The following is a 26,190-nucleotide window of genomic DNA, read 5'->3' on the forward strand; positions in this document are numbered from 1 at the left end:
ATGGCTCGTACTACAGCAATTAACCGCTATCGTAACATTGGTATCTGTGCCCACGTTGACGCGGGCAAGACCACCACTACCGAGCGGATCCTGTTCTACACAGGTCTGAGCCACAAGATGGGCGAGGTGCATGATGGCGCCGCGACCACCGACTGGATGGTGCAGGAGCAGGAGCGGGGTATCACCATTACCTCCGCTGCCGTTACCACCTTCTGGAAAGGCTCTGTTGGTCAGTATGACAACTACCGTGTAAACGTCATCGATACCCCTGGCCACGTTGACTTCACTATTGAAGTAGAGCGTTCGCTGCGCGTACTCGACGGCGCTGTCGTTGTGTTCTGCGGTACCTCCGGCGTTGAGCCTCAGTCCGAAACCGTATGGCGTCAGGCCAACAAGTACGGCGTTCCACGTGTTGTCTACGTGAACAAGATGGACCGTGCCGGTGCAAACTTCCTGCGCGTCGTAGGTCAGATCAAGAACCGTCTGGGTCACACCCCGGTTCCTGTTCAGCTGGCCATCGGTTCGGAAGATAACTTCCAGGGTCAGGTTGACCTGATCAAGATGAAGGCTATCTACTGGAACGACGACGACAAAGGCACCACTTATCGCGAGGAAGAAATTCCTGCCGATATGCTGGAGCTGGCTCAAGAGTGGCGCTCCAACATGGTTGAAGCGGCTGCCGAGTCCAGCGAAGAGCTGATGAACAAGTACCTGGAAGGCGAAGAGCTGACCGTCGAAGAGATCAAAGCCGGTCTGCGCGCGCGCACCCTGGCCAGCGAAATCGTACCGGCTGTCTGCGGTTCGTCGTTCAAGAACAAGGGTGTTCCCCTGGTTCTCGACGCCGTCATCGACTACCTGCCAGCTCCGACCGAGATTCCTGCGATCCAGGGTATCAACCCGGATGACAAGGAACTGGACAAAGAAGATCCAGCTGTTCGTAAAGACGTGCGTCACGCTGACGACGACGAGCCGTTCTCGGCTCTGGCGTTCAAGATCGCGACTGACCCGTTCGTGGGTACTCTGACCTTCGTTCGCGTCTACTCGGGTGTTCTGACCTCCGGTGACTCCGTCATCAACTCGGTCAAGGGCAAGAAAGAGCGCGTTGGTCGTATGGTGCAGATGCACGCCAACCAGCGTGAAGAAATCAAGGAAGTGCGCGCTGGCGACATCGCTGCACTGATCGGCATGAAGGACGTGACCACGGGCGAAACCCTGTGCAACGCCGACAAGCCAATCATCCTTGAGCGTATGGACTTCCCTGAGCCGGTCATTTCGCTCTCCGTAGAGCCGAAAACCAAGGCTGACCAGGAGAAGATGGGTATTGCACTGGGCAAGCTGGCCCAGGAAGACCCGTCGTTCCGCGTCAAGACCGACGAAGAGACTGGCCAGACCATCATCTCGGGTATGGGTGAGCTGCACCTGGACATCCTCGTTGACCGCATGAAGCGCGAGTTCAACGTCGAAGCCAACATCGGCAAGCCGCAGGTTTCGTACCGCGAGAAGATCACCAAGTCCAACGTCGAGATCGAAGGCAAGTTCGTTCGTCAGTCGGGCGGTCGTGGTCAGTTCGGTCACTGCTGGATCCGTTTCTCGGAGCCGGATCAGGACGAAAAAGGCAACATCACCGAAGGTCTGGTGTTCTCCAACGAAGTCGTTGGTGGTGTGATTCCTAAGGAATTCATCGCCCCGATCCAGAAGGGTATCGAAGAGCAGATGAAGAACGGCGTTGTTGCCGGCTATCCTCTGATCGGCCTGAAGGCCGCGGTATTCGATGGTTCGTATCACGACGTCGACTCCAACGAAATGGCGTTCAAAATCGCCGCTTCGATGGCGACCAAGCAACTGGCCCAGAAGGGCGGTGGCGTGGTTCTCGAGCCGATCATGAAGGTTGAAGTTGTAACCCCGGAAGACTACCTGGGTGACGTGATGGGTGACCTGAACCGTCGTCGTGGTCTGGTCCAGGGTATGGATGAATCGGTCTCTGGCCGTGTCGTCCGCGCTGAAGTACCGCTCGGAGAGATGTTCGGTTACGCAACCGACGTTCGTTCCATGTCTCAGGGTCGCGCAAGCTACTCCATGGAATTCTCCAAATACGCCGAAGCTCCGTCGAACATCGTCGAAGCACTCGTTAAAAAACAAGGCTAATCCCCTTTAGGCAAGAGGTTCACTGTCGTGGCTAAAGAAAAATTTGATCGTTCCCTTCCCCACGTTAACGTCGGCACTATCGGCCACGTTGACCACGGTAAGACCACTCTGACCGCAGCTCTGACTCGCGTCTGCTCCGAAGTTTTCGGTTCGGCAGTCGTTGAGTTCGACAAGATCGACTCGGCTCCGGAAGAAAAAGCGCGCGGTATCACCATCAACACCGCTCACGTCGAGTACAACTCGAACATTCGTCACTACGCTCACGTTGACTGCCCAGGTCACGCTGACTACGTGAAGAACATGATCACCGGTGCTGCCCAGATGGACGGCGCGATCCTGGTTTGCTCGGCCGCCGATGGTCCGATGCCACAAACCCGTGAGCACATCCTGCTGTCCCGTCAGGTTGGCGTTCCGTACATCGTGGTCTTCCTGAACAAGGCTGACCTGGTAGACGACGCTGAGCTGCTGGAACTGGTCGAGATGGAAGTTCGCGACCTGCTGTCCACCTATGACTTCCCAGGCGACGACACCCCGATCATCATCGGTTCGGCTCGTATGGCGCTGGAAGGCAAAGACGACAACGAGATGGGCACCTCCGCCGTCAAGAAGCTGGTTGAAACTCTGGACAGCTACATCCCAGAGCCAGAGCGTGCTATCGACAAGCCGTTCCTGATGCCAATCGAAGACGTATTCTCGATCTCGGGTCGTGGTACCGTTGTTACCGGTCGTATCGAGCGTGGTATCGTCCGCGTTCAGGATCCGCTGGAAATCGTTGGTCTGCGTGACACCACCACCACCACCTGCACCGGTGTTGAGATGTTCCGCAAGCTGCTGGACGAAGGTCGTGCTGGCGAGAACTGCGGCGTTCTGCTGCGTGGTACCAAGCGTGACGACGTTGAGCGTGGCCAGGTTCTGGTCAAGCCAGGTTCGGTCAAGCCGCACACCAAGTTCACCGCAGAAGTCTACGTCCTGTCGAAGGAAGAAGGCGGTCGTCACACTCCGTTCTTCAAAGGCTACCGTCCTCAGTTCTACTTCCGTACCACTGACGTGACCGGTAACTGCGAACTGCCGGAAGGCGTTGAAATGGTAATGCCAGGTGACAACATTCAGATGACTGTTACCCTGATCAAGACCATCGCAATGGAAGACGGTCTGCGCTTCGCTATCCGTGAAGGCGGTCGTACCGTCGGCGCCGGCGTCGTAGCCAAAATCATCGAGTAATCACTCGACCGATTGAAAAAGGCCTCCGCTCAGCGGGGGCTTTTTTTATTGGGTTGACACTAAATTGGGGCGTCTATAGAATCACGCCTCCTTTTAGCGGGCGTAGTGCGTCCGTTGGGAACAGCCTGGAGTCTGAAATCCAATGCAAAATCAGCAAATCCGTATCAGGTTGAAGGCTTTCGACCATCGCCTGATCGACCAATCCACCCAGGAAATCGTGGAAACCGCGAAACGTACTGGTGCACAAGTGCGTGGTCCGATTCCACTGCCTACCCGCAAAGAGCGTTTCACCGTTCTGGTCTCCCCGCACGTCAACAAAGACGCGCGTGACCAGTACGAGATTCGCACTCATAAGCGTGTTCTGGACATCGTCCAGCCAACGGATAAAACCGTTGACGCGCTGATGAAGCTTGATCTGGCGGCAGGTGTGGAAGTTCAGATCAGCCTCGGCTAAGACTTCGGTCTAGTCGTGTAACGCTCTGAAATGGGCGGCCATAGCGGGTGAAAGCCCCGTACACTCATGAGGTTTACAACATGACTATTGGTGTAATCGGTCGCAAATGCGGTATGACCCGCATTTTCACCGAAGAAGGTGTCTCCATTCCGGTCACGGTCATTGAGATCGAGCCGAATCGCGTCACCCAGTTCAAAACTGAGGAAACCGATGGCTACCGTGCAGTGCAAGTCACTGTCGGCGAGCGTCGTGCTTCGCGTGTGACTGCCGCTCAGGCAGGCCACTTCGCCAAAGCTAACGTTGCCGCTGGTCGCGGTGTTTGGGAGTTCCGTCTTGAAGAAGGCGATTTCCAGGCTGGCGATCTGATCAAAGCTGAACTCTTCACTGCAGGCCAGCTGGTAGACGTTACTGGTCAGTCCAAAGGTAAAGGCTTCGCCGGTACCATCAAGCGCTGGAACTTCCGTGGTCAGGACAACACCCACGGTAACTCCGTGTCGCACCGTGTGCCTGGTTCCATCGGCCAGTGCCAGACTCCTGGTCGTGTGTTCAAGGGCAAGAAAATGTCCGGTCACATGGGCGCCGAGCGCGTGACTGTTCAGTCCCTGGAAGTAGTTCGCGTAGACGCTGAACGCAACCTGCTGCTCGTCAAGGGTGCCGTTCCTGGCGCTACTGGCGGCGACGTGGTTGTACGTCCAGCTGTCAAGGCTCGCGGTTAAGGGGAAACTGACATGCAACTCAATGTAAATGACGCTCAGGCGATCGAAGTTTCCGAACTGACTTTCGGTGGCGAATTCAACGAGACGCTGGTACACCAAGCAGTCGTGGCCTACATGGCCGGCGGCCGTCAGGGCACCAAGCAGCAAAAGACCCGTTCCGACGTGGCTGGTGGCGGTAAGCGCCCATGGCGTCAGAAGGGTACTGGCCGTGCTCGTGCTGGTACCACTCGTGGTCCGATCTGGCGTGGCGGTGGTGTAACCTTCGCAGCTCGCCCTCAAGATCACTCGCAAAAGCTCAACAAGAAGATGTATCGCGCAGCTCTGCGCTCCATCCTCGCTGAGCTGGTGCGTAGCGACCGTCTGGTCGTGGTTCAGGACTTCGCTGTTGAAGCACCGAAAACCAAAGATCTGCTGAACAAGCTGAACGGCATGGGTCTGAGCGACGTACTGATCGTTTCCGACGCTGTTGATCAGAACCTGTACCTGGCTGCTCGCAACCTGCCGCACGTCGACGTACGTGACGTACAAGGTTCCGACCCGGTCAGTCTGATCGCATACGAGAAAGTGTTGATCACTGTCTCGGCCGTGAAGAAATTCGAGGAGCTGCTGGGATGAACCAGGAACGCGTATTTAAAGTCCTCCTTGGCCCGCACGTTTCCGAGAAGGCTACCGTTCTGGCTGAGAAAAAAGGCCAGTTCGTATTCAAGGTTGCTACCGATGCAACCAAGCTGGAAATCAAGAAAGCTGTCGAAGGCCTGTTCAACGTAAAAGTTGAAAACGTGTCGACTGTTAACGTTCTGGGTAAAACCAAGCGTACCGCACGTGGTCTGGGCAAGCGTAATGACTGGAAGAAGGCGATCGTCTCCCTTCAGCCAGGCCAAGATCTCGATTTCAGCAGCAGTGCTGAGTAAGGAAGGGGTGCATCATGGCAATCGTTAAATGCAAACCGACTTCCCCTGGCCGCCGTTTCGTGGTCAAGGTGGTCAACAAGGAGCTGCACAAAGGCGCTCCTCACGCACCGCTGCTCGAGAAGAAATCGAAGTCTGGTGGTCGTAACAACAATGGCCGCATTACCACTCGTCACGTTGGTGGTGGTCATAAGCAGCATTACCGTCTGGTTGACTTCCGTCGCAACGACAAAGATGGCATTCCAGCCACTGTCGAGCGTATCGAATACGACCCGAACCGTACTGCTCACATCGCCCTGCTGTGCTACGCAGACGGTGAGCGTCGCTACATCATCGCCCCTAAAGGCGTGAGCGCTGGCGACCAGCTGATCGCAGGTGCCCTGGCCCCAATCAAGGCCGGTAACTCCCTGCAGCTGCGCAACATCCCAGTAGGTAGCACCATTCACGGCGTCGAACTGAAGCCGGGTAAAGGTGCTCAGATCGCTCGTTCCGCTGGTGCTTCGGCTCAGCTGATCGCTCGTGACGGCGTATACGTGACTCTGCGTCTGCGTTCCGGTGAAATGCGTAAAGTACTGGCTGAGTGCCGTGCGACCCTGGGCGAAGTCTCGAACTCCGAGCACAGCCTGCGTTCGCTGGGTAAAGCGGGTGCCAAACGCTGGCGCGGCGTTCGCCCAACCGTTCGTGGTGTTGCCATGAACCCGGTTGACCACCCACATGGTGGTGGTGAAGGTCGTACCTCCGGTGGTCGTCATCCGGTATCGCCATGGGGCTTCCCAACCAAGGGTGCTAAAACCCGTGGTAATAAGCGTACCGACAACATGATCGTCCGTCGTCGCAAGTAACTAGAGGGATACGACAGTGCCACGTTCTCTGAAAAAAGGTCCTTTTATCGATCTTCACCTGTTGAAGAAGGTCGAAGTGGCGGTGGAGAAGAACGATCGCAAGCCAGTTAAAACCTGGTCGCGTCGCTCGATGATCCTGCCACAAATGGTCGGTCTGACCATCGCGGTTCACAACGGTCGCCAGCATGTTCCAGTTCTCGTGAACGAAGACATGGTCGGCCACAAACTGGGCGAGTTCGCCGGTACCCGCACCTATCGCGGGCACGTGGCTGACAAGAAAGCCAAGCGTTAAGGGGTAAGGAAATGGAAGTAGCCGCTAAGTTGTCGGGCGCTCGCATCTCCGCCCAGAAAGCCCGCTTGGTCGCCGACCAGATCCGCGGGAAGAAGGTGGGCGAAGCGCTCAACCTGTTGGCCTTCAGCAGCAAAAAAGCCGCTGAAATCATGAAGAAAGTCCTCGAGTCGGCCGTAGCCAACGCCGAACACAACGAAGGCGCAGACGTTGATGACCTGAAGGTCTCCACCGTCTTCGTCAACGAAGGGCGTTCGCTGAAGCGTATCATGCCACGTGCCAAAGGCCGTGCTGATCGCATCGTCAAGCGGTCTTGCCATATCACTGTCAAGGTTGCGGACAAGTAACGGAGTCGATCAGATGGGTCAGAAAGTACATCCCACTGGCATTCGCCTGGGAATCGTCAAGGAGCACACCTCCGTCTGGTACGCAGACGGTGCTACTTACGCAGATTACCTGTTGAAGGATCTGAAAACGCGTGAGTACCTCCAAGACAAACTAAAAAGCGCGTCCGTAAGCCGTATCGATATTCATCGTCCGGCTCAAACTGCACGCATCACCATCCACACCGCTCGTCCCGGTATCGTTATCGGTAAGAAAGGTGAAGATGTTGAGAAGCTGCGTCAGGACCTGACCAAGCAGATGGGTGTGCCTGTGCACATCAACATCGAAGAGATCCGCAAGCCGGAACTCGACGCTATGCTGGTTGCGCAGAGCGTAGCTCAGCAGCTGGAACGCCGCGTAATGTTCCGTCGCGCCATGAAGCGCGCCGTACAGAACGCCATGCGTATTGGTGCCAAGGGCATCAAGATCCAGGTGAGCGGTCGTCTCGGCGGTGCCGAGATTGCTCGTACCGAGTGGTATCGCGAAGGTCGTGTGCCTCTGCACACCCTGCGTGCCGATATCGACTACAACACCTACGAAGCTCACACCACTTACGGTGTGATCGGTGTGAAGGTTTGGATCTTCAAAGGCGAAGTTATTGGTGGTCGCCAAGAAGAACTGAAACCACAAGCACCAGCGCCTCGTAAAAAAGCTGCTAAGTAAGGGGTACGCCAAATGTTGCAACCAAAGCGTACAAAATTCCGCAAGCAGATGACCGGCCACAACCGTGGTCTGGCACTGCGCGGTAGCAAGGTCAGCTTCGGCGAATTCGCCCTGAAAGCTGTTGCTCGCGGTCGCCTCACCGCTCGCCAGATCGAGTCCGCACGTCGTGCGCTGACCCGTCACGTTAAACGTGGCGGCAAGATCTGGATCCGTGTGTTCCCGGACAAGCCGATCTCCAAGAAGCCTCTCGAGGTTCGTATGGGTAAAGGTAAGGGCTCCGTGGAATACTGGGTTGCCCAGATCCAGCCAGGCAAAGTCCTGTACGAGATCGAGGGTGTTTCTGAAGAGCTGGCGCGCGAAGCTTTCGCCCTGGCTGCTGCAAAGCTGCCTCTCGCCACCTCCTTTGTTAAGCGGACGGTGATGTGATGAAAGCGAATGAACTTCGTGAAAAATCGGCACAGCAGCTGAACGAGCAACTGCTCGGCTTGCTGCGTGACCAGTTCAATCTGCGTATGCAGAAAGCAACTGGCCAGTTGGGGCAGTCGCACCTGCTCTCGCAAGTTAAGCGTGACATTGCTCGCGTGAAAACTGTGCTCAACCAGCAGGCAGGTAAGTGATCATGGCTGAAGCTGAAAAAACCGTCCGTACGCTGACTGGCCGTGTCGTCAGCGACAAAATGGACAAGACCATCACCGTTCTGATCGAGCGTCGCGTAAAGCACCCGATCTACGGTAAATACGTTAAGCGTTCGACTAAGCTGCACGCGCACGACGAAACCAACCAGTGCAAGATCGGCGACAAGGTTTCGATTACCGAAACCCGTCCGCTGGCCAAGACCAAGTCCTGGGCACTGGTTGAAGTCCTCGAACGCGCTGTTGAAGTCTAAGGGCTAGGGGTCGGAGAAATTTTATGATTCAGACTCAATCCATGCTCGATGTGGCCGATAACAGCGGCGCTCGTCGCGTCATGTGCATCAAGGTGCTCGGCGGCTCGCACCGTCGTTACGCCGGCATCGGTGACATCATCAAGGTTACTGTCAAGGAAGCAATTCCGCGCGGTAAGGTCAAAAAAGGCCAAGTGATGACCGCTGTTGTCGTGCGCACCCGTCACGGTGTTCGTCGCGCTGACGGTTCCATCATTCGTTTCGACGGCAACGCTGCTGTTCTGCTGAACAACAAGCAAGAGCCGATCGGCACTCGCATCTTCGGGCCAGTGACCCGTGAACTTCGTACTGAGAAGTTCATGAAGATCGTCTCGCTCGCCCCTGAAGTGCTGTAAGGAGATCCGACATGCAAAAGATTCGTCGTGACGACGAGATCATCGTGATCGCCGGCAAAGACAAAGGTAAGCGCGGTAAGGTGCTGAAGGTTCTGGCTGATGACCGTCTGGTCATCGGTGGCGTGAACCTGGTCAAGCGTCATACCAAGCCTAACCCGATGGCGGGCGTTCAGGGCGGTATCGTCGAGAAAGAAGCGCCTCTGCACGCTTCCAACGTTGCCATCTTCAACGGCGAAACCAACAAGGCTGACCGCGTTGGTTTCAAAGTAGAAGACGGTAAGAAAATTCGTGTCTTCAAGTCGACCCAAAAAGCGGTTGATGCTTGAACACTGCTAGGTAGAAGACCATGGCACGACTGAAAGAGATTTACCGGAACGAAATCGCTCCTAAGCTTAAGGAAGAACTTAAGCTGTCGAACGTGATGGAAGTTCCGCGCGTTACCAAAATCACCCTGAACATGGGTCTGGGCGAAGCGATCGGCGACAAGAAAGTCATCGAGCACGCAGTAGCTGACCTGGAAAAGATCACCGGTCAAAAGCCGGTCGTGACTTTCGCTCGTAAATCCATCGCTGGCTTCAAAGTCCGCGAAGGATGGCCGATCGGTGTCAAGGTGACCCTGCGTAGCGACAAGATGTACGAATTCCTGGACCGCCTGCTGGCGATCTCCCTGCCTCGGGTTCGCGACTTCCGCGGCCTGAATGCCAAGTCCTTCGATGGCCGTGGCAACTACAGCATGGGCGTGAAAGAGCAGATCATCTTCCCGGAAATCGATTACGACAAGATCGATGCTCTGCGCGGTTTGGACATCACCCTGACCACCACTGCTCGTTCGGACGACGAAGGCCGCGCTCTGCTGCGTGCTTTCAAGTTCCCGTTCCGCAACTGATTGGAGTAGGAAAATGGCCAAGAAGAGCATGAAAAACCGTGAGCTGAAGCGTCAGCTGACGGTAGCCAAGTTCGCTAAGAAGCGTGCTGAGCTGAAAGCGACCATCGTCAACGTTAACGCCTCTCCAGAAGAGCGTTTCGCTGCCGTTGTCGCTCTGCAGAAGCAGCCACGCGACGCTAGCGCCTCGCGCCTGCGCAACCGTTGCCGCCTGACCGGTCGTCCTCACGGTGTATACCGTAAGTTCGGCCTGGGCCGTAACATGCTGCGTCAAGCTGCAATGCGCGGCGACGTACCAGGTCTGGTCAAGGCCTCCTGGTAATCGCTGTCGGTGTGATGCCGGCGCAAGGGGAGCAATCTTCCGACCGCCGGTGATCTCGCCAAGAAACAAGCCCCTATATGGGGCTTGTTTCGTTTCTGCCTTGTGTCTAGAATGACCGGCTCACCCGAGCCTGGGTTTTTTACCCAATCCGCTCAGGTGGTTGTCATAGCCGCAAGGCTAATAATTCTTGTATCAGGAGCATCTAGCCCATGAGTATGCAGGACCCGTTAGCGGACATGCTAACTCGCATCCGTAATGCCCAGATGGCTGAAAAGTCCGTCGTAAGCATGCCTTCTTCTACCCTGAAGGTCGCGGTTGCCAAAGTTCTGAAGGACGAAGGTTACATCGCTGGCTACCAGGTAACTGGTGAAGCCAAGCCTTCCCTGTCGATCGAACTGAAGTACTTCGAAGGCCGTCCGGTCATCGAGGAACTGAAGCGCTCCAGCCGTCCAGGCCTGCGCCAGTACAAGGCCGTCACCGATCTGCCGAAAGTACGTGGCGGTCTGGGCGTGTCTATTGTCTCCACCAACAAAGGTGTGATGACTGATCGCGCTGCGCGCGCTGCCGGTGTCGGCGGCGAAGTTCTGTGCACAGTGTTCTAAGGGGGGATAGACATGTCTCGCGTCGCTAAGAACCCCGTTAAGCTGCCGTCCGGTGTCGAAGTCAAATTCGCAGGTCAGCAGCTTTCGGTGAAGGGTGCCAAGGGCACTCTCGAACTGAACGTTCACTCGTCTGTTGAAGTTACCGAAGAGTCTGGTGAGCTGCGTTTCGTTGCTCGCAATGGTGACCAGCAAGCTCGTGCCATGGCCGGTACCACCCGCGCTCTGGTGAACAACATGGTCCAGGGCGTAAGCCAAGGCTTCGAGCGTAAGCTCCAGCTGGTCGGTGTTGGTTACAAGGCACAGGCTAAAGGCACCGTCCTGAACCTGGCCCTGGGCTTCTCGCACCCAGTGGACTACGAACTGCCAGCCGGTATCACCGCTGAAACGCCTAGCCAGACCGACATCCTGATCAAGGGTATCGACAAGCAGCTGGTAGGTCAGGTGGCCGCTGAAATCCGCGACTTCCGTCCGCCAGAGCCTTACAAAGGCAAAGGTGTGCGTTACGCGGACGAAGTAGTCCGTCGTAAAGAAGCCAAGAAGAAGTAGGGCCTAGTAAATGACCGACAAAAAAGTTATTCGACTGCGTCGCGCTCGCAAAGCACGTCTCAAGATGCACGAACTCGAAGTCGTGCGCCTGTGCGTGTTCCGCTCCTCGCAGCACATCTACGCCCAGGTCATTTCGGCCGACGGCAGCAAGGTTCTGGCAAGCGCCTCGACCTTGGACAAAGACCTGCGTGATGGCGCCACTGGCAACATCGACGCGGCCACTAAGGTTGGCAAGCTGGTAGCTGAGCGTGCGAAAGCCGCCGGTGTATCTCAAGTTGCCTTTGACCGTTCCGGCTTCAAGTACCATGGCCGCGTCAAAGCGCTGGCTGATGCTGCTCGTGAAGGCGGGCTGGAGTTCTAAGTTATGGCAAATAACGATCAAAAGCGCGACGAAGGCTACATCGAGAAGCTGGTTCAGGTTAACCGCGTTGCCAAGACCGTAAAAGGCGGCCGTATCTTCACCTTCACCGCGTTGACCGTGGTAGGTGATGGTAAAGGTCGTGTCGGCTTCGGCCGTGGCAAATCGCGCGAAGTACCTGCTGCGATTCAGAAAGCCATGGAAGCTGCTCGCCGCAACATGATCCAGGTTGACCTGAAGGGCACCACCCTGCAGTACGCCACCAAGGCTGCCCACGGCGCCTCGAAGGTTTACATGCAGCCTGCCTCGGAAGGTACCGGTATCATCGCCGGTGGCGCAATGCGTGCTGTCCTGGAAGTTGCTGGCGTTCAGAACGTTCTGGCCAAGTGCTACGGTTCGACCAACCCAGTGAACGTGGTTTACGCCACTTTCAAGGGTCTGAAAGCCATGCAATCTCCTGAATCCATTGCTGCCAAGCGCGGCAAGAGCGTCGAGGAGATCTTCTAATCATGGCAACCGTAAAAGTAACGCTGATCAAGAGCGTCTCGGGCCGTCTGCCTAACCACAAACTGTGTGTTAAGGGCCTGGGTCTGCGTCGCATCGGTCACACTGTAGAAGTCCAGGATACTCCCGAGAATCGCGGGATGATCAACAAGGCTTACTACATGCTGCGCGTCGAGGGTTAATCGATGAAACTCAATGATCTGAGTCCAGCGCCGGGTTCCCGTCGCGAGAAGCATCGTCCGGGTCGTGGTATCGGTAGCGGTCTGGGTAAAACCGGCGGCCGTGGCCACAAAGGTCAGACCTCCCGTTCGGGTGGTTCGATCGCTCCGGGCTTCGAAGGCGGTCAACAGCCGCTGCACCGTCGTCTGCCGAAATTCGGCTTCGTTTCCCTGAAAGCCATGGATCGCGCCGAAGTGCGTCTGTCCGAGCTGGCCAAAGTGGAAGGCGACGTGATCTCCGTGCAATCCTTGAAGGATGCCAACGTGATCAACCAGCACATTCAGCGTGTGAAAATCATGCTGTCTGGCGAAGTTACTCGCGCAGTCACCATCAAGGGCATCGCAGCCACCAAGGGTGCGCGTGCGGCTATCGAAGCAGCTGGCGGCAAATTCGAGGAATAAATGGCTAAGCAAGGTGCTCTCTCTTCGCTCGGTAAGGGCGGGATGTCGGAACTCTGGGCTCGTCTGCGCTTTCTGTTCATGGCGATTATCGTCTATCGGATAGGTGCACATATCCCGGTTCCAGGCATCAATCCGGACCGTCTGGCGGATCTGTTTCGGCAGAATGAGGGGACCATTCTTAGCTTGTTCAACATGTTTTCCGGTGGCGCGCTTGAGCGCATGAGCATCTTTGCACTGGGGATCATGCCGTACATTTCGGCATCGATCATCATGCAGCTGATGACGGCGGTCAGCCCGCAACTGGAGCAGTTGAAGAAGGAAGGTGAAGCTGGCCGTCGCAAGATCAGCCAGTACACCCGCTACGGCACCGTTATCCTGGCACTGGTTCAAGCCATTGGCATGTCCATTGGCCTGGCCAACCAGGGCGTGGCGTTTTCTGTGGGCCTGGGCTTCCATGTCGTTGCCGTCTCCACGTTCGTGGCAGGCGCGATGTTCATGATGTGGCTGGGCGAGCAGATCACCGAGCGCGGTGTGGGCAACGGTATCTCGATGTTGATCTTCGCAGGTATCGTTGCCGGTCTTCCGAGAGCAATCGGGCAGTCTTTCGAGTCTGCACGCACAGGCGATATCAACATTTTCGCCCTGGTCGCTATCGGTTTGCTGGCAGTAGCGATTATCGGTTTTGTGGTGTTCATTGAGCGTGGTCAGCGTCGTATCGCTGTTCACTACGCCAAGCGTCAGCAGGGCCGCAAGGTCTTTGCTGCGCAGACCAGCCACTTGCCGTTGAAGGTGAACATGGCGGGGGTTATCCCGGCCATTTTCGCCAGCAGCATTTTGCTGTTCCCGGCTTCGCTGGGTGCCTGGTTCGGTCAGTCCGAAGGTATGGGCTGGCTGCAGGACATCTCGCAGTCGATCGCTCCTGGTCAGCCGTTGAACATTTTGCTGTTTAGTGCAGGGATCATTTTCTTCTGCTTCTTCTACACAGCGTTGATGTTCAACCCGAAAGACGTAGCGGAAAACCTGAAGAAGTCCGGTGCCTTTATTCCGGGTATCCGTCCTGGTGAGCAGTCTGCGCGCTACATTGATGGCGTTCTGACCCGTTTGACCATGTTCGGTGCTCTTTACATGATGGCCGTCTGCCTTCTGCCCCAGTTCCTGGTGGTGGCAGCAAATGTGCCGTTCTACCTTGGCGGGACCTCGTTGCTGATTGTGGTAGTGGTTGTGATGGACTTCATGTCCCAAGTACAATCGCACCTCGTTTCGCACCAGTACGAATCCCTGATGAAGAAAGCCAACCTGAAAGGCTACGGTGGCAGCGGTCTGCTGCGCTGATACGCCCCTAAGGTTCGAGGAGTCGGTAATGAAAGTTCGTGCATCGGTGAAAAAGCTGTGCCGCAACTGCAAGATCATCCGTCGCGAAGGCGTCGTTCGAGTGATCTGCAGCGCGGAACCGCGTCACAAACAGCGCCAAGGCTGAGTGTGATCTGCGCTTCAAACCCAGCAGCTAGTGTGCTGCTGGGTTGATTATTCGTTTCTACAGCGATATTATCTCGCGCCCTATTTCTTGGCTTCCGGGGCGTAGGTAGCTGTCAATTGGAGTCCCACTGAATGGCCCGTATTGCAGGCGTCAACATTCCAGATAACAAGCATACTGTTATCTCGCTGACCTACATCTATGGTGTCGGTCGCACAACTGCACAGAAGATCTGTGCAGACGCTGGTGTAAACCCAGCCGCTAAGATCAAGGATCTGAGCGACGAGCAAATCGAAACCCTGCGTGGCGAAGTTGCGAAGTTCACCACCGAAGGTGACCTGCGTCGTGACATCAACATGAAGATCAAGCGCTTGATGGACCTGGGTTGCTACCGCGGCCTGCGTCATCGTAAAGGTCTGCCGGTTCGCGGTCAGCGCACCAAGACCAACGCACGCACCCGTAAGGGCCCGCGTAAGCCGATCCGCAAGTAACCGCCCAGGAATATAGACATGGCAAAACCTGCTGCTCGTCCTCGTAAGAAAGTCAAAAAGACAGTGGTTGATGGCATCGCCCACATCCACGCTTCTTTCAACAACACCATCGTGACCATCACCGACCGTCAGGGCAATGCTTTGTCCTGGGCGACCTCCGGTGGTTCGGGTTTCCGTGGTTCGCGCAAATCCACCCCGTTCGCAGCCCAGATTGCTGCTGAACGTGCTGGTCAAGCTGCGCTGGAATACGGCCTGAAGAACCTCGACGTAAACGTCAAGGGTCCAGGTCCGGGTCGTGAATCCGCCGTTCGTGCACTGAACAGCTGCGGCTACAAGATCGCCAGCATCACCGACGTGACGCCAATCCCGCATAACGGGTGCCGTCCGCCGAAGAAGCGTCGCGTGTAATCAGGAGACAGAAGAATGGCACGTTACATTGGTCCAAAATGCAAACTGTCTCGTCGTGAAGGCACCGATCTGTTCCTGAAGAGCGGCGTTCGCGCTCTGGAATCGAAGTGCAACATCGAAGCAGCCCCAGGTATCCACGGCCAGCGCCGTGGCCGTCAGTCCGACTACGGTACCCAGCTGCGCGAGAAACAAAAAGTTCGTCGTATCTACGGTGTTCTGGAGCGTCAGTTCCGCGGTTACTACCAAGCTGCTGCCTCGAAAAAAGGCGCAACCGGTGAGAACCTGCTGCAACTGCTCGAGTGCCGTCTGGATAACGTCGTCTACCGTATGGGCTTCGGTTCGACTCGTTCCGAATCCCGTCAGCTGGTTTCGCACAAAGCGATCAGCGTCAACGGTAAGACTGTAAACATTCCATCCTACCAAGTTCGTCCGGGTGACGTGGTCGCGGTCCGCGAGAAGTCGCTGGCCCAGCTGCGCATTGTTCAAGCCCTTGAACTCTGCGCCCAGCGTGGCCGCGTTGAGTGGGTTGACGTGGATGCTGCTAAAAAGTCGGGCGTTTTCAAGAACGTTCCTGCTCGCAGCGACCTGTCTGCCGACATCAACGAAAACCTGATTGTCGAGCTCTACTCCAAGTAAGGGCTAGAAAATAGGTGCATCCATGCAGATTTCGGTAAATGAGTTCCTGACTCCCCGCCACATTGATGTGCAGGTAGTCAGTCCGACCCGCGCCAAGATTACGCTCGAGCCTCTCGAGCGTGGTTTCGGCCATACCCTGGGCAACGCGCTGCGCCGCATCCTGTTGTCCTCCATGCCTGGCTGTGCAGTAGTCGAGGCCGAGATCGATGGCGTACTCCACGAGTACTCCGCGATCGAAGGTGTACAGGAAGACGTAATTGAAATCCTGTTGAACCTGAAAGGCCTGGCTATCAAACTGCACGGTCGTGACGAAGTTACGCTGACCTTGTCGAAAAAGGGTTCGGGGGTGGTTACCGCTGCCGATATTCAGCTGGATCACGATGTCGAGATCGTCAACCCCGATCACGTAATCGCGAACCTGGCGTCGAACGGCGCCCTGAACATGAAGCTCACTGTAGCTCGTGGTCGCGGTTACGAGCCGGCCGACTCCCGTCAAACCGACGAAGACGAAAGCCGTAGCATTGGCCGTCTGCAGTTGGACGCTTCGTTCAGCCCGGTGCGTCGTATCGCCTATGTGGTCGAAAACGCCCGTGTTGAACAGCGTACCAACCTGGACAAGCTGGTCATTGATCTGGAAACCAACGGCACCCTGGATCCTGAAGAGGCTATCCGCCGCGCTGCGACCATCCTGCAACAGCAGCTGGCCGCGTTCGTCGACCTCAAAGGTGACAGTGAGCCTGTCGTAGTCGAGCAGGAAGACGAGATCGATCCGATCCTGCTGCGTCCGGTTGACGACCTGGAACTGACTGTACGTTCGGCCAACTGCCTCAAGGCGGAGAACATCTACTACATCGGCGACCTGATTCAGCGTACCGAAGTAGAGCTGTTGAAGACTCCTAACCTGGGCAAGAAGTCCCTGACTGAAATCAAGGACGTCCTGGCCTCTCGTGGTCTGTCTCTCGGCATGCGCCTCGACAACTGGCCGCCTGCAAGTCTTAAGAAAGACGACAAGGCGACCGCCTGATCGTCGTAATCACCGAACGTTGTGTTTGGTAAGGAATGAATCATGCGTCATCGTAAAAGTGGACGTCACCTGAGCCGTACCAGCTCTCACCGCAAGGCTATGTTCCAGAACATGGCAGTGTCGTTGATCGAGCACGAGCTGATCAAAACCACCCTGCCGAAAGCCAAGGAACTGCGCCGCGTTGCCGAGCCGCTGATCACCCTGGCCAAGGAAGACAGCGTTGCTAACCGCCGTCTGGCCTTCGACCGTACCCGTTCGAAGTCCGCTGTTGGCAAACTGTTCAACGACCTGGGCAAGCGTTACGCCACCCGTCAGGGCGGCTACCTGCGCATCCTGAAGTGCGGTTTCCGCGCTGGCGACAACGCGCCTATGGCGTACGTCGAGCTGGTTGATCGTCCGGTCGGCGGTGCTGTAGAAGCTGCTGAGTAAGACGTTCTGTCTGCTACAAAGAACCGGGCCTAGTGCCCGGTTTTTTGTGTCTGTTTGTATTGTTAATTTCTATTGATACAAGTCATGTAATGAATTTGTCCCTGTAACCTTGCTCGTCGATACTCTCTCCAAGCCGATTAGCCGGCGCTTGAAGACCGATAAGGAGAGCCCATGAGCAAGATTCTTACCACCGCCAGCGGTGCACCCGTAGCCGACAACCAGAACTCCCGTTCCGCCGGCCCGCGAGGCCCGTTGTTGCTCGACGACTTCCACCTGATCGAGAAGCTCGCCCATTTCAACCGCGAGAACATTCCTGAGCGCCGTGTGCACGCCAAAGGCTCGGGCGCCTACGGCACCTTTACCGTCAATCGCGACATCACCCGCTACACCTGCGCCAAGCTGTTTGAGCAGGTCGGCAAGCAAACAGAAACCTTTCTGCGCTTCTCCACTGTCGGTGGCGAACGTGGCTCTGCAGACACCGAACGCGACCCTCGTGGCTTTGCCGTCAAGTTCTACACCGAAGAAGGCAACTGGGACATTGTGGGTAATAACACGCCAGTGTTCTTTATTCGCGATCCGCTGAAATTCCCCGACTTTATCCACACCCAGAAGCGCCATCCGCAGTCCAACCTGAAGAACGCCCAGATGATGTGGGATTTTTGGTCGCACTCGCCCGAAGCGCTGCACCAGGTCACCATCCTGTTCTCGGACCGTGGTATTCCGGACGGCTATCGGCATATGCACGGCTTCGGCAGCCACACGTACAGTTTGATCAACGCCAAGGGCGAGCGTACCTGGGTCAAATGGCATTTCAAGACCCAGCAAGGCATCAAGAACCTCGCGCCGGCAGATGCTGCACGCCTGGCGGGTACTGACCCGGACTATGCCCAGCGCGACCTGTTCGAAGCCATTGAACGTGGCGACTACCCGCGTTGGACCGTATGCATTCAGGTGATGAGCGAAGCCGAGGCTGCCAGCCGAGACGAGAACCCCTTCGACGTCACCAAGACCTGGTCGCAGAAGGATTATCCGTTGATAGAGGTGGGCGTGCTGGAGCTCAACCGTAACCCGCTCAACTACTTCGCCGAAGTCGAGCAGGCTGCGTTCGGGCCGAGCAACATGGTGCCAGGGGTTGGCCTGTCGCCTGACCGCATGCTGCAGGGCCGTGTATTCGCCTACGCAGACGCGCACCGCTACCGTGTGGGCACCAACCACCAGCACTTGCCTGTGAATGCGCCACGCTGCGCAGTCAACAGCTACCAGCGCGATGGCTCCATGGCCACGGGAAGCTATGGGAGTGCCCCTAACTACGAGCCCAACAGCTACGCTGAGGCGCCGAAGCAGTCACCACGCCATGCCGAGCCACCCCTGGCTCTGAACGGTTCGGCAGACCGTTTCGATCACCGTGAGGACACCGACTACTTCAGCCATGCCGGCGCGCTGTTCCGCCTGATGAGCGAAGGGCAGAAGGCGTTGCTGATCAGCAATATCGCCGGGACCATGGCAGGTGTCAGCGAAGACGTGATCCAGCGCCAGTTGCAGTACTTCTTCAAGGCTGACCCGGCCTATGGCGAAGGCATTGCCAAGGCGTTGGGCATCAACCTGGCCTGACTCTAAGTGATAAGCAGAACCGCCCTCATTTGGGCGGTTTTTCAATGAATATCACTACTGTTTAACCGTTTTTTTGCGTCGGATTGCGCCTTTTTCAGTGACCGCAGGCAAAAGCTGGTTCACACTATGTGGCATAGACGTTTTCACATGGAGAACCATGGCGATGCAAGGCCACCCAGACGTAATCAACTATCTCGTCACGCTGCTGAAGGGCGAACTGGCGGCACGCGACCAGTATTTCATCCATTCGCGCATGTACGAAGACTGGGGCCTTTCCAAGCTCTACGAGCGCATCAATCACGAGATGGAAGAAGAGACGCAGCACGCCGATGCCCTGATGCGTCGCATCCTCATGCTCGAAGGCACCCCTGACATGCGCGCGGACGACCTGGAAGTCGGCAGCACCGTGCCGGAAATGATCGAGGCTGACCTCAAACTTGAATACAAGGTGCGTGGCGCCCTGTGCAAAGGCATTGAGCTGTGCGAGCTGCACAAGGACTACGTCAGCCGTGACATTCTTCGAGCGCAGTTGGCTGACACCGAGGAAGATCACACCTACTGGCTGGAAAAGCAGCAAGGGCTGATCAAGGCCATTGGTCTGGAGAACTACCTGCAATCGCAGATGTAATTAATCCACAGTTTCAACAAAAAAAAGCCCCTGGCACCGACGGTACCAGGGGCTTTTCATTGCATCGGGAACATTCAGGCCCGATCACGTGCCAGCAGCGGCTTCAGGTAATGCCCGGTATACGACTGTTTCATCTCACACAGCTCTTCGGGTGTACCGCAGGCAATGATCTGGCCACCTTTGGAACCACCCTCAGGCCCCAGGTCCACCAGCCAGTCGGCGGTCTTGATCACATCCAGGTTGTGCTCGATCACCACCACGGTGTTGCCGTGGTCGCGCAGGCGATGCAGTACGTCCAGCAACTGCTGGATATCAGCAAAGTGCAGGCCTGTGGTAGGTTCGTCGAGGATGTACAGGGTCTTGCCGGTATCGCGCTTGGACAGCTCGCGTGACAACTTCACCCGCTGCGCTTCACCGCCAGACAGCGTGGTGGCCGACTGGCCCAGTTTGATGTACGACAGGCCCACATCCATCAACGTTTGCAGCTTGCGCGCCAGCGCGGGTACTGCGTCGAAGAACTCGCGGGCATCCTCGATGGTCATTTCCAGCACCTCGTGGATGTTCTTGCCCTTGTACTTGATCTCCAGGGTTTCGCGGTTGTAGCGCTTGCTCTTGCACACGTCGCATGGCACGTAGATGTCCGGCAGGAAGTGCATCTCTACCTTGATCAGGCCGTCGCCCTGGCAAGCCTCGCAGCGGCCGCCCTTGACGTTGAACGAAAAGCGCCCCGGCCCGTAGCCGCGTGAGCGCGATTCCGGCACGCCGGAGAAAAGCTCGCGGATCGGCGTGAAGATGCCGGTGTAGGTCGCCGGGTTCGAGCGCGGGGTGCGGCCGATCGGGCTCTGGTCGATATCCACCACCTTGTCCAGGTGCTGCAAGCCGTCCATGCTGCCGTGCGGGGCCGCTTCCAGGGTGCTTGCACCATTGAGGGCAGTGGCTGCCAGCGGGAACAGGGTGTTGTTGATCAGCGTCGACTTGCCCGAGCCGGATACCCCGGTCACACAGGTCAGCAGGCCGATCGGGATTTCCAGATCGACGTTCTGCAGATTGTTGCCGCGCGCGCCCTTGAGCTTGAGCTGCAGTTTTTTGTTGCGGGGCGTGCGCTTGCCGGGTACGACGATCTTCTTGCGGCCGGACAGGTATTTACCGGTCAATGAGTCGGGGTGGTCCATGACCTGCTGCGGCGTGCCTTCGGCGACGATCTGCCCACCGTGCACACCGGCCCCAGGGCCAATGTCGACCACGTAGTCGGCCAGGCGAATGGCGTCCTCGTCATGCTCCACCACGATCACTGTATTACCCAGGTCTCGCAGATGGTTTAGGGTAGCCAACAGGCGGTCGTTATCGCGCTGATGGAGGCCGATAGACGGTTCATCGAGGATGTACATCACCCCGACCAGGCCGGCGCCGATCTGGCTGGCCAGGCGGATACGCTGCGCTTCGCCCCCGGAGAGGGTATCGGCGCTGCGGTCGAGGGTCAGGTAGTCGAGGCCGACGTTGACCAGGAACTGCAGGCGTTCGCAGATTTCCTTGAGAATCTTCGAAGCAATCTCACCGCGGCGCCCGGTCAGGGTCAGTTCGCCAAAGTAGCTACTGGCCTCACCGATGGGCAGGTTGGTCACTGCCGGCAGGGTTTTTTCGCCTACCCAGACATGGCGTGCCTCACGGCGCAGGCGGGTGCCCCGGCAATCCGGGCAGGGCTGGGTGCCGAGGAATTTGGCCAGTTCCTCGCGCACGGTGGCCGACTCGGTCTCGCGGTAGCGGCGCTCCAGGTTCGGCACGATGCCTTCGAACGGGTGCGAGCGCTTGACGATATCGCCACGGTCGTTGAGGTACTTGAAGTCGACAGTCTGTTTGCCACTGCCTTGCAGGATGACCTTCTGGTGTTCGGCCGACAGCTCGCCGAACGGTTCCTCCAGGCTGAAGCCGTAGTGCGCGGCCAGCGAACCCAGCATCTGGAAGTAGTACACGTTGCGCCGGTCCCAGCCGCGTATGGCGCCTTCGGCCAAGGTGAGTTCGGCATTGACCAGGCGCTTGGTGTCGAAGAACTGCTTGACCCCCAGGCCATCACAGGTCGGGCAGGCGCCAGCCGGGTTGTTGAAGGAGAACAGTTTCGGTTCCAGCTCACTGATGGCATGTCCGCAGACCGGGCAGGCGAAGCGGGCGGAGAAAATCATCTCTTCACCTTGCTCGTCGTCCATTGGCGCCACCAGGGCGATGCCGTCGGCCAGTTTGAGTGCGGTCTCGAACGATTCGGCCAGGCGCTGCTGCAGGTCGGCACGGACTTTGAAGCGGTCCACTACCACATCGATGCTGTGCTTCTTCTGCTTGTCCAGCTTGGGCAGTTCATCAAGTTCGTAGAGCTTGCCGTTTACCCGGGCCCGCACAAAGCCCTGGGCGCGCAGTTCGTCGAACACCGCCAGATGCTCACCTTTGCGCTCGCGCACGACCGGTGCCAGCAGCATCAGCTTGGTGCCTTCCGGGCGCTCCAGCACCAGGTCGACCATCTGGCTGATCGTTTGCGCCTCCAGCGGAATATCGTGATCTGGGCAACGTGGCGTGCCGACGCGGGCATATAGCAGGCGCAGGTAGTCGTAGATTTCGGTGATGGTGCCAACCGTGGAGCGAGGGTTGTGCGAGGTCGACTTCTGCTCGATGGAAATGGCCGGCGACAGGCCTTCGATGGTGTCGACGTCTGGCTTTTCCATCATCGACAGGAACTGCCGGGCATAGGCCGACAACGATTCCACGTAGCGGCGCTGGCCTTCGGCGTACAAGGTGTCGAACGCCAGGGACGACTTGCCGGAACCGGACAGGCCGGTGATCACGATCAGCTTGTCCCGGGGCAGGGTCAGGTCGATGTTCTTCAGGTTGTGGGTACGTGCCCCACGAATCAGGATCTTGTCCACTGCGGCCTCGCTCGGCGGGCATAAACAAAGAAGTATACGGCGCCCTGCCAGTACGCGGCAAAGCGTCGCGTAGATGCCGTCAAGCTGTCGGACTGATAGAATCGCCGCCGGTTCACATGAGGTTAATCCATGCACGACACCCACAACGAGCGCATGAGTGGCGGCGAAACCCGCGCCGCTGGCGGCCTTGCCCTGGTCTTTGCCTTTCGTATGCTGGGCATGTTCATGGTCTTGCCGGTACTGGCCACCTACGGCATGGACCTGGCCGGCGCCACGCCAGCGCTGATCGGCCTGGCCATCGGTGCCTATGGCTTGACCCAGGCGGTACTGCAGATCCCGTTCGGCATGATTTCCGACCGCATCGGCCGTCGGCCGGTGATTTACCTGGGGCTGGTGATCTTTGCCCTGGGCAGCGTGCTGGCGGCACAGGCCGACTCCATCTGGGGGGTGATCGCCGGGCGTATCCTGCAGGGCGCCGGGGCGATTTCTGCCGCAGTCATGGCGCTGCTGTCCGACCTCACCCGCGAGCAACACCGGACCAAGGCCATGGCCATGATCGGCATGAGCATCGGCCTGTCGTTCGCTGTCGCCATGGTCGTCGGCCCATTGCTGACAAGTGCCTTCGGTTTGTCAGGATTATTCCTGGCCACGGCCGGGCTTGCCCTGGTCGGCATCCTGCTGGTCGCTTTTGTCGTGCCCAACACGCACAGCATTTTGCAGCACCGTGAGTCGGGTGTGGCACGCCAGGCCATCGGCCCGACCCTGCGCCATCCGGACCTTCTGCGCCTGGACTTGGGCATCTTCGTGCTGCACGCCATCCTCATGGCCAGCTTCGTCGCATTGCCCCTGGCCTTCGTCGAGCGCGGGGGGCTGCCCAAGGAGGAGCACTGGTGGGTATACCTGACCGCGCTGTTCATCTCATTTTTTGCAATGGTCCCGTTCATCATCTACGGCGAAAAAAAGCGCAAGATGAAACGCGTGTTGGCTGGCGCGGTCAGTGTCCTGCTGCTGACAGAGATATACTTCTGGGAGTGGGCTGACGGTTTGCGCGGACTGGTGATTGGCACCGTGGTATTCTTTACCGCATTCAACCTGCTGGAGGCTTCGCTGCCTTCGCTGGTCAGCAAGGTGTCGCCTGCCGGTGGCAAGGGGACGGCAATGGGGGTTTATTCCACCAGCCAGTTCCTCGGCGCTGCCTTGGGAGGAATCCTCGGTGGCTGGTTATTCCAGCACGGCGGGCTGAACATGGTGTTCCTCGGTTGCGCGGTACTGTGTGCCATCTGGCTGGTCGTCGCGTTGCGCATGAACGAGCCGCCCTATGTGACCAGCCTGCGCATGCCGCTGACGCCAGAGGCAGTCCGGGAAGCCGGCCTGACCGAGCGCCTGATGGCCGTGCCGGGTGTAACCGACGCCGTTGTGGTGGAAGACGAAGCCGCCATCTATATCAAACTGGATACGAAAATTTTGGACCGTACGACCCTCGAGCGCCTGGTTAACCCGGCCTCTTCGGCGTGCGAAGCCTAGGAGAACGTTATGGCCCGTGGGGTTAACAAAGTCATTCTGGTCGGCACCTGTGGCCAGGATCCCGAAGTCCGCTACCTGCCCAACGGTAACGCCGTGACCAACCTGAGCCTGGCCACCAGCGAGCAGTGGACCGACAAGCAGTCGGGCCAGAAGGTCGAGCGTACCGAATGGCACCGTGTGTCGCTGTTCGGCAAGGTTGCCGAAATCGCCGGCGAGTACCTGCGCAAAGGTTCGCAGTGCTACATCGAAGGCAAGCTGCAGACCCGCGAGTGGGAAAAAGACGGCATCAAGCGCTACACCACCGAGATCATCGTCGACATCAACGGCACCATGCAGCTGCTTGGCGGCCGTCCACAGGGTCAGCAGCAGGGCGGCGACCCGTACAACCAGGGTGGCGGCAACTACAACCAGGGTGGCCAGCCCCAGCAATACAACCAGGCACCGCCTCGCCAACAGGCTCAGCGCCCGCAACAGGCCCCTCAGCGCCCGGCGCCGCAACAGCCCGCGCCTCAGCCGGCTGCGGACTTTGACAGCTTTGATGACGATATTCCGTTCTGACACGACCGGTAACGCGTCCGCTACATCGAAAACCCAGGGCATTTCCCTGGGTTTTTTTATGCGCGCCCCCTCCGATACTGAGGGAGCGCCGCGCCCCGCCGCGTAGCCAAGCTGCATGTTGAGGACTCGGCGTTGCGCCACTGATGCCAATGCCGCCGGCGTGTCAGCGGATTCGTGAGCACCCTCCAGCCTCGCTCATTGCTAGTAGAAAAGCCGTGGTTCGGATGAATCCAGCAAGCTGGCGAGTTTGGTCAAGGCAAAGCTGAGTTCGGCACGGCTTGGCGTCATCAGGGCGATACGCACGCCACAGCTGGCGGGTGTGCGCTCAGGCAGAAACTGGCTGCCGCTGACCACGGTGACGCCATTGTTGCGCGCCAGGTTGGCGAATTCATCGCTGGTCCATGGTTCAGGGAGTTCCAGCCAGATATGGAAACTGTTGGGCTGGCTGCGAATCTTGTACCTGCCCAGGAGTTCCTGTGCCATGTGCTGCCGTGCGGCGGCTTCTTCCTGCTGCTCCCGCACCAGCTGATCGGCCATACCGCTGTTGATCAGGTTGCTGGCCAACTGGGCCATCAGCGGGGAGGGCATCCAGACGCTGCTGCGCACCATGGACGACAACCGTGAAAGCGTTTGTGGCGGCGCGTAGAGGTAGCCGATACGCAGGGCCGGCAGCACGCTTTTGGACAGGCTGGTCAGGTACACCGAGCGCTCAGGTGCATAGGCGGCCAAGGGTTTGTAGTCAGGCGCCGGTTCGAGGAAACCGTAGATATCGTCATCCACGATGAACAGGTCGAACTCGCGGGCAATCTGCGCGATAGCCTCGCGACGCGCGTGCGGCATTACCGAATTGGTCGGGTTCTGGTGAGTGGTCACACATACCAGCAGCGACGGCCGGTGCTCCTGGCAGGCGGCCCGCAAGGCCTCCGGAATAAGGCCGTGCTCGTCCATGGCTACCCCGCGCAAACGGCGGCCCATGCTGTGGGCAAGGGAGATGATGCCGGGGTAGCAGAGCGACTCGCAGAGGATCACATCATCGCTTTTCGACAAGCTGCTGATGGCCACCAGCAGCCCATGTTGAGCGCCGGAGGTCAGCACCACCTGTTGCGCGCGAGCGTCGGGCAGCCAGCGCTGAATCCAGCTGGCGCCAGCCTGCTTGTGCGTCGCATGGCCACCGTCAGTAACGTAGTCGAGCACTTGGTCAAGGTCGGGGGATGAGGCCAGCTCGGTAATTGCTCTGCGCAGCCAGTCGGCCATGTGCGCGTCGTTGGGCTTGATGATCGAAAGGTCAATCTGGCCGCTTTCATGTTTGGGCGGTGCTGGCCGCAAAGATGCGGTGGGGGCAGGGGCACGCGCCGGCCGTTGCTGCAGGACGAAAGTCCCCCGACCAACCTCGCCAACCACCAAACCCCTTTTGGCGGCTTCGTCATAGGCGCGTCCGATAGTGCCAGGCGTCACCTGTAATGACTCGGCGAGATCTTTGAGTGTTGGCAGGCGGTCGCCTGGCGCCAGACGGCCATTGCCAATGTCCTGTTCAAGAGCATCGGCAATCATCAGGTAGACCGGCTGCGCCAGGTCGCTGTAGTGAGGAACCCACATGGAAATGGCACCAGAATCTGCAAGAACGCGGAAGCCTAGCACGAAAGCTCTTATCGGGGTAATCGCGTTTCCGATGTGTGAATTAACTCTATTGGTGCGAATCGGCGCGTATCACTGCGGGCTCGCCTTGGCCCGGTGTGCACGCGCGTGATCACGCGTTAAAAGCG

At 57.9% G+C, this 26,190-nt stretch carries 36 protein-coding genes; 34 read left to right on the plus strand and 2 right to left on the minus strand.

Annotation, left to right across the window (positions count from 1 at the left end; translation table 11 throughout):
* From fusA to bfr, 32 genes are all read left to right on the plus strand, one after another.
* Nucleotides 1-2,145, plus strand: a complete 2,145-nt coding sequence (gene fusA / locus CKW35_RS23010) for an elongation factor G (protein ID WP_016484652.1) — start codon at nt 1-3, stop codon at nt 2,143-2,145.
* Between the two features lie 27 nt (nt 2,146-2,172).
* Entirely contained in the window at nt 2,173-3,366 is a 1,194-nt protein-coding gene (gene tuf / locus CKW35_RS23015) for an elongation factor Tu (RefSeq protein WP_016484647.1), read from the plus strand.
* A gap of 142 nt (nt 3,367-3,508) precedes the next feature.
* Complete coding sequence (rpsJ, locus tag CKW35_RS23020; RefSeq protein ID WP_003186070.1) at nt 3,509-3,820, plus strand: 30S ribosomal protein S10; 312 nt, start codon at nt 3,509-3,511, stop codon at nt 3,818-3,820.
* 80 nt (nt 3,821-3,900) lie between these two features.
* The gene (gene rplC / locus CKW35_RS23025; RefSeq protein WP_003257089.1) at nt 3,901-4,536 is read left to right on the plus strand and encodes a 50S ribosomal protein L3; all 636 of its coding nucleotides are present in this window, start codon (nt 3,901-3,903) and stop codon (nt 4,534-4,536) included.
* A gap of 12 nt (nt 4,537-4,548) precedes the next feature.
* Nucleotides 4,549-5,151, plus strand: coding sequence for a 50S ribosomal protein L4 (gene rplD, locus CKW35_RS23030; RefSeq protein ID WP_003255485.1), 603 nt, complete (start codon nt 4,549-4,551; stop codon nt 5,149-5,151).
* Entirely contained in the window at nt 5,148-5,447 is a 300-nt protein-coding gene (gene rplW / locus CKW35_RS23035) for a 50S ribosomal protein L23 (protein ID WP_003255484.1), read from the plus strand. Before rplD ends, rplW begins: the two co-directional genes overlap by 4 nt.
* Before the next feature lie 14 nt (nt 5,448-5,461).
* Nucleotides 5,462-6,286, plus strand: a complete 825-nt coding sequence (gene rplB / locus CKW35_RS23040; RefSeq protein ID WP_008089816.1) for a 50S ribosomal protein L2 — start codon at nt 5,462-5,464, stop codon at nt 6,284-6,286.
* Nucleotides 6,287-6,302: 16 nt separating this feature from the next.
* Nucleotides 6,303-6,578, plus strand: coding sequence for a 30S ribosomal protein S19 (gene rpsS / locus CKW35_RS23045; protein WP_003255482.1), 276 nt, complete (start codon nt 6,303-6,305; stop codon nt 6,576-6,578).
* Nucleotides 6,579-6,589: 11 nt separating this feature from the next.
* Entirely contained in the window at nt 6,590-6,922 is a 333-nt protein-coding gene (rplV, locus tag CKW35_RS23050) for a 50S ribosomal protein L22 (RefSeq protein ID WP_003103908.1), read from the plus strand.
* A 13-nt stretch (nt 6,923-6,935) separates the two neighbouring features.
* Nucleotides 6,936-7,622: a 30S ribosomal protein S3 gene (rpsC, locus tag CKW35_RS23055; RefSeq protein WP_003255481.1), complete on the plus strand. Its 687-nt coding sequence runs from the start codon at nt 6,936-6,938 to the stop codon at nt 7,620-7,622.
* Between the two features lie 12 nt (nt 7,623-7,634).
* Nucleotides 7,635-8,048: a 50S ribosomal protein L16 gene (gene rplP, locus CKW35_RS23060; protein WP_003255479.1), complete on the plus strand. Its 414-nt coding sequence runs from the start codon at nt 7,635-7,637 to the stop codon at nt 8,046-8,048.
* The gene (gene rpmC, locus CKW35_RS23065; RefSeq protein WP_002555481.1) at nt 8,048-8,239 is read left to right on the plus strand and encodes a 50S ribosomal protein L29; all 192 of its coding nucleotides are present in this window, start codon (nt 8,048-8,050) and stop codon (nt 8,237-8,239) included. Before rplP ends, rpmC begins: the two co-directional genes overlap by 1 nt.
* Before the next feature lie 2 nt (nt 8,240-8,241).
* A complete protein-coding gene (gene rpsQ, locus CKW35_RS23070; RefSeq protein ID WP_023534981.1) occupies nt 8,242-8,508 on the plus strand; it encodes a 30S ribosomal protein S17 in 267 nt (88 codons plus the stop codon).
* A 23-nt stretch (nt 8,509-8,531) separates the two neighbouring features.
* Nucleotides 8,532-8,900, plus strand: coding sequence for a 50S ribosomal protein L14 (gene rplN, locus CKW35_RS23075; RefSeq protein ID WP_002555479.1), 369 nt, complete (start codon nt 8,532-8,534; stop codon nt 8,898-8,900).
* 11 nt (nt 8,901-8,911) lie between these two features.
* Complete coding sequence (gene rplX / locus CKW35_RS23080) at nt 8,912-9,226, plus strand: 50S ribosomal protein L24 (protein ID WP_003255476.1); 315 nt, start codon at nt 8,912-8,914, stop codon at nt 9,224-9,226.
* 20 nt (nt 9,227-9,246) lie between these two features.
* Entirely contained in the window at nt 9,247-9,786 is a 540-nt protein-coding gene (rplE, locus tag CKW35_RS23085; RefSeq protein ID WP_003255474.1) for a 50S ribosomal protein L5, read from the plus strand.
* 13 nt (nt 9,787-9,799) lie between these two features.
* Nucleotides 9,800-10,105 (plus strand): 30S ribosomal protein S14, encoded by a 306-nt coding sequence (rpsN, locus tag CKW35_RS23090; RefSeq protein WP_009681970.1) that lies wholly within the window; start codon nt 9,800-9,802, stop codon nt 10,103-10,105.
* A 209-nt stretch (nt 10,106-10,314) separates the two neighbouring features.
* The gene (gene rpsH, locus CKW35_RS23095) at nt 10,315-10,707 is read left to right on the plus strand and encodes a 30S ribosomal protein S8 (protein ID WP_003255471.1); all 393 of its coding nucleotides are present in this window, start codon (nt 10,315-10,317) and stop codon (nt 10,705-10,707) included.
* 12 nt (nt 10,708-10,719) lie between these two features.
* Entirely contained in the window at nt 10,720-11,253 is a 534-nt protein-coding gene (gene rplF, locus CKW35_RS23100) for a 50S ribosomal protein L6 (protein WP_003255469.1), read from the plus strand.
* A 10-nt stretch (nt 11,254-11,263) separates the two neighbouring features.
* Nucleotides 11,264-11,614, plus strand: a complete 351-nt coding sequence (rplR, locus tag CKW35_RS23105; protein ID WP_003255467.1) for a 50S ribosomal protein L18 — start codon at nt 11,264-11,266, stop codon at nt 11,612-11,614.
* Nucleotides 11,615-11,617: 3 nt separating this feature from the next.
* Nucleotides 11,618-12,118, plus strand: coding sequence for a 30S ribosomal protein S5 (gene rpsE, locus CKW35_RS23110; protein WP_003255465.1), 501 nt, complete (start codon nt 11,618-11,620; stop codon nt 12,116-12,118).
* Nucleotides 12,119-12,120: 2 nt separating this feature from the next.
* Nucleotides 12,121-12,297 carry a 50S ribosomal protein L30 gene (rpmD, locus tag CKW35_RS23115; RefSeq protein ID WP_016393393.1) on the plus strand — a complete coding sequence of 59 codons (177 nt, stop codon included), beginning with the start codon at nt 12,121-12,123 and terminating at the stop codon, nt 12,295-12,297.
* Nucleotides 12,298-12,300: 3 nt separating this feature from the next.
* The gene (rplO, locus tag CKW35_RS23120) at nt 12,301-12,735 is read left to right on the plus strand and encodes a 50S ribosomal protein L15 (protein WP_003255461.1); all 435 of its coding nucleotides are present in this window, start codon (nt 12,301-12,303) and stop codon (nt 12,733-12,735) included.
* Complete coding sequence (gene secY / locus CKW35_RS23125; protein WP_003257108.1) at nt 12,736-14,067, plus strand: preprotein translocase subunit SecY; 1,332 nt, start codon at nt 12,736-12,738, stop codon at nt 14,065-14,067. It begins immediately after the preceding gene.
* Between the two features lie 28 nt (nt 14,068-14,095).
* Nucleotides 14,096-14,212 (plus strand): 50S ribosomal protein L36, encoded by a 117-nt coding sequence (gene rpmJ / locus CKW35_RS23130; protein WP_002555468.1) that lies wholly within the window; start codon nt 14,096-14,098, stop codon nt 14,210-14,212.
* A gap of 131 nt (nt 14,213-14,343) precedes the next feature.
* Nucleotides 14,344-14,700 (plus strand): 30S ribosomal protein S13, encoded by a 357-nt coding sequence (gene rpsM, locus CKW35_RS23135; RefSeq protein ID WP_003255457.1) that lies wholly within the window; start codon nt 14,344-14,346, stop codon nt 14,698-14,700.
* Nucleotides 14,701-14,718: 18 nt separating this feature from the next.
* A complete protein-coding gene (gene rpsK, locus CKW35_RS23140) occupies nt 14,719-15,108 on the plus strand; it encodes a 30S ribosomal protein S11 (protein WP_003255454.1) in 390 nt (129 codons plus the stop codon).
* Between the two features lie 15 nt (nt 15,109-15,123).
* On the plus strand, nt 15,124-15,744 hold the full coding sequence (gene rpsD / locus CKW35_RS23145; RefSeq protein ID WP_012270238.1) for a 30S ribosomal protein S4: 621 nt from the start codon (nt 15,124-15,126) through the stop codon (nt 15,742-15,744).
* Nucleotides 15,745-15,766: 22 nt separating this feature from the next.
* A complete protein-coding gene (gene rpoA / locus CKW35_RS23150) occupies nt 15,767-16,768 on the plus strand; it encodes a DNA-directed RNA polymerase subunit alpha (protein ID WP_003255452.1) in 1,002 nt (333 codons plus the stop codon).
* A 42-nt stretch (nt 16,769-16,810) separates the two neighbouring features.
* Nucleotides 16,811-17,197 carry a 50S ribosomal protein L17 gene (gene rplQ, locus CKW35_RS23155; RefSeq protein WP_003255451.1) on the plus strand — a complete coding sequence of 129 codons (387 nt, stop codon included), beginning with the start codon at nt 16,811-16,813 and terminating at the stop codon, nt 17,195-17,197.
* Nucleotides 17,198-17,368: 171 nt separating this feature from the next.
* A complete protein-coding gene (locus CKW35_RS23160) occupies nt 17,369-18,808 on the plus strand; it encodes a catalase (protein WP_095116969.1) in 1,440 nt (479 codons plus the stop codon).
* Nucleotides 18,809-18,971: 163 nt separating this feature from the next.
* The gene (gene bfr / locus CKW35_RS23165; protein WP_003255449.1) at nt 18,972-19,436 is read left to right on the plus strand and encodes a bacterioferritin; all 465 of its coding nucleotides are present in this window, start codon (nt 18,972-18,974) and stop codon (nt 19,434-19,436) included.
* 74 nt (nt 19,437-19,510) lie between these two features.
* Here bfr and uvrA read toward each other — a convergent pair whose 3' ends face one another.
* Nucleotides 19,511-22,345 carry an excinuclease ABC subunit UvrA gene (gene uvrA, locus CKW35_RS23170; protein ID WP_023048326.1) on the minus strand — a complete coding sequence of 945 codons (2,835 nt, stop codon included), beginning with the start codon at nt 22,343-22,345 and terminating at the stop codon, nt 19,511-19,513.
* Nucleotides 22,346-22,474: 129 nt separating this feature from the next.
* Between uvrA and CKW35_RS23175 the strand changes: the two genes are divergently transcribed.
* Nucleotides 22,475-23,869, plus strand: coding sequence for an MFS transporter (locus tag CKW35_RS23175; RefSeq protein WP_016484655.1), 1,395 nt, complete (start codon nt 22,475-22,477; stop codon nt 23,867-23,869).
* Between the two features lie 9 nt (nt 23,870-23,878).
* Complete coding sequence (locus tag CKW35_RS23180; protein ID WP_016484656.1) at nt 23,879-24,427, plus strand: single-stranded DNA-binding protein; 549 nt, start codon at nt 23,879-23,881, stop codon at nt 24,425-24,427.
* 201 nt (nt 24,428-24,628) lie between these two features.
* Here CKW35_RS23180 and CKW35_RS23185 read toward each other — a convergent pair whose 3' ends face one another.
* Entirely contained in the window at nt 24,629-26,023 is a 1,395-nt protein-coding gene (locus CKW35_RS23185) for a PLP-dependent aminotransferase family protein (RefSeq protein WP_095116971.1), read from the minus strand.
* Nucleotides 26,024-26,190: the final 167 nt, after the last annotated feature.

Source organism: Pseudomonas sp. Irchel 3F3 (genome assembly GCF_900187545.1).
Taxonomy (GTDB): Bacteria; Pseudomonadota; Gammaproteobacteria; order Pseudomonadales; family Pseudomonadaceae; genus Aquipseudomonas; species Aquipseudomonas fortuita.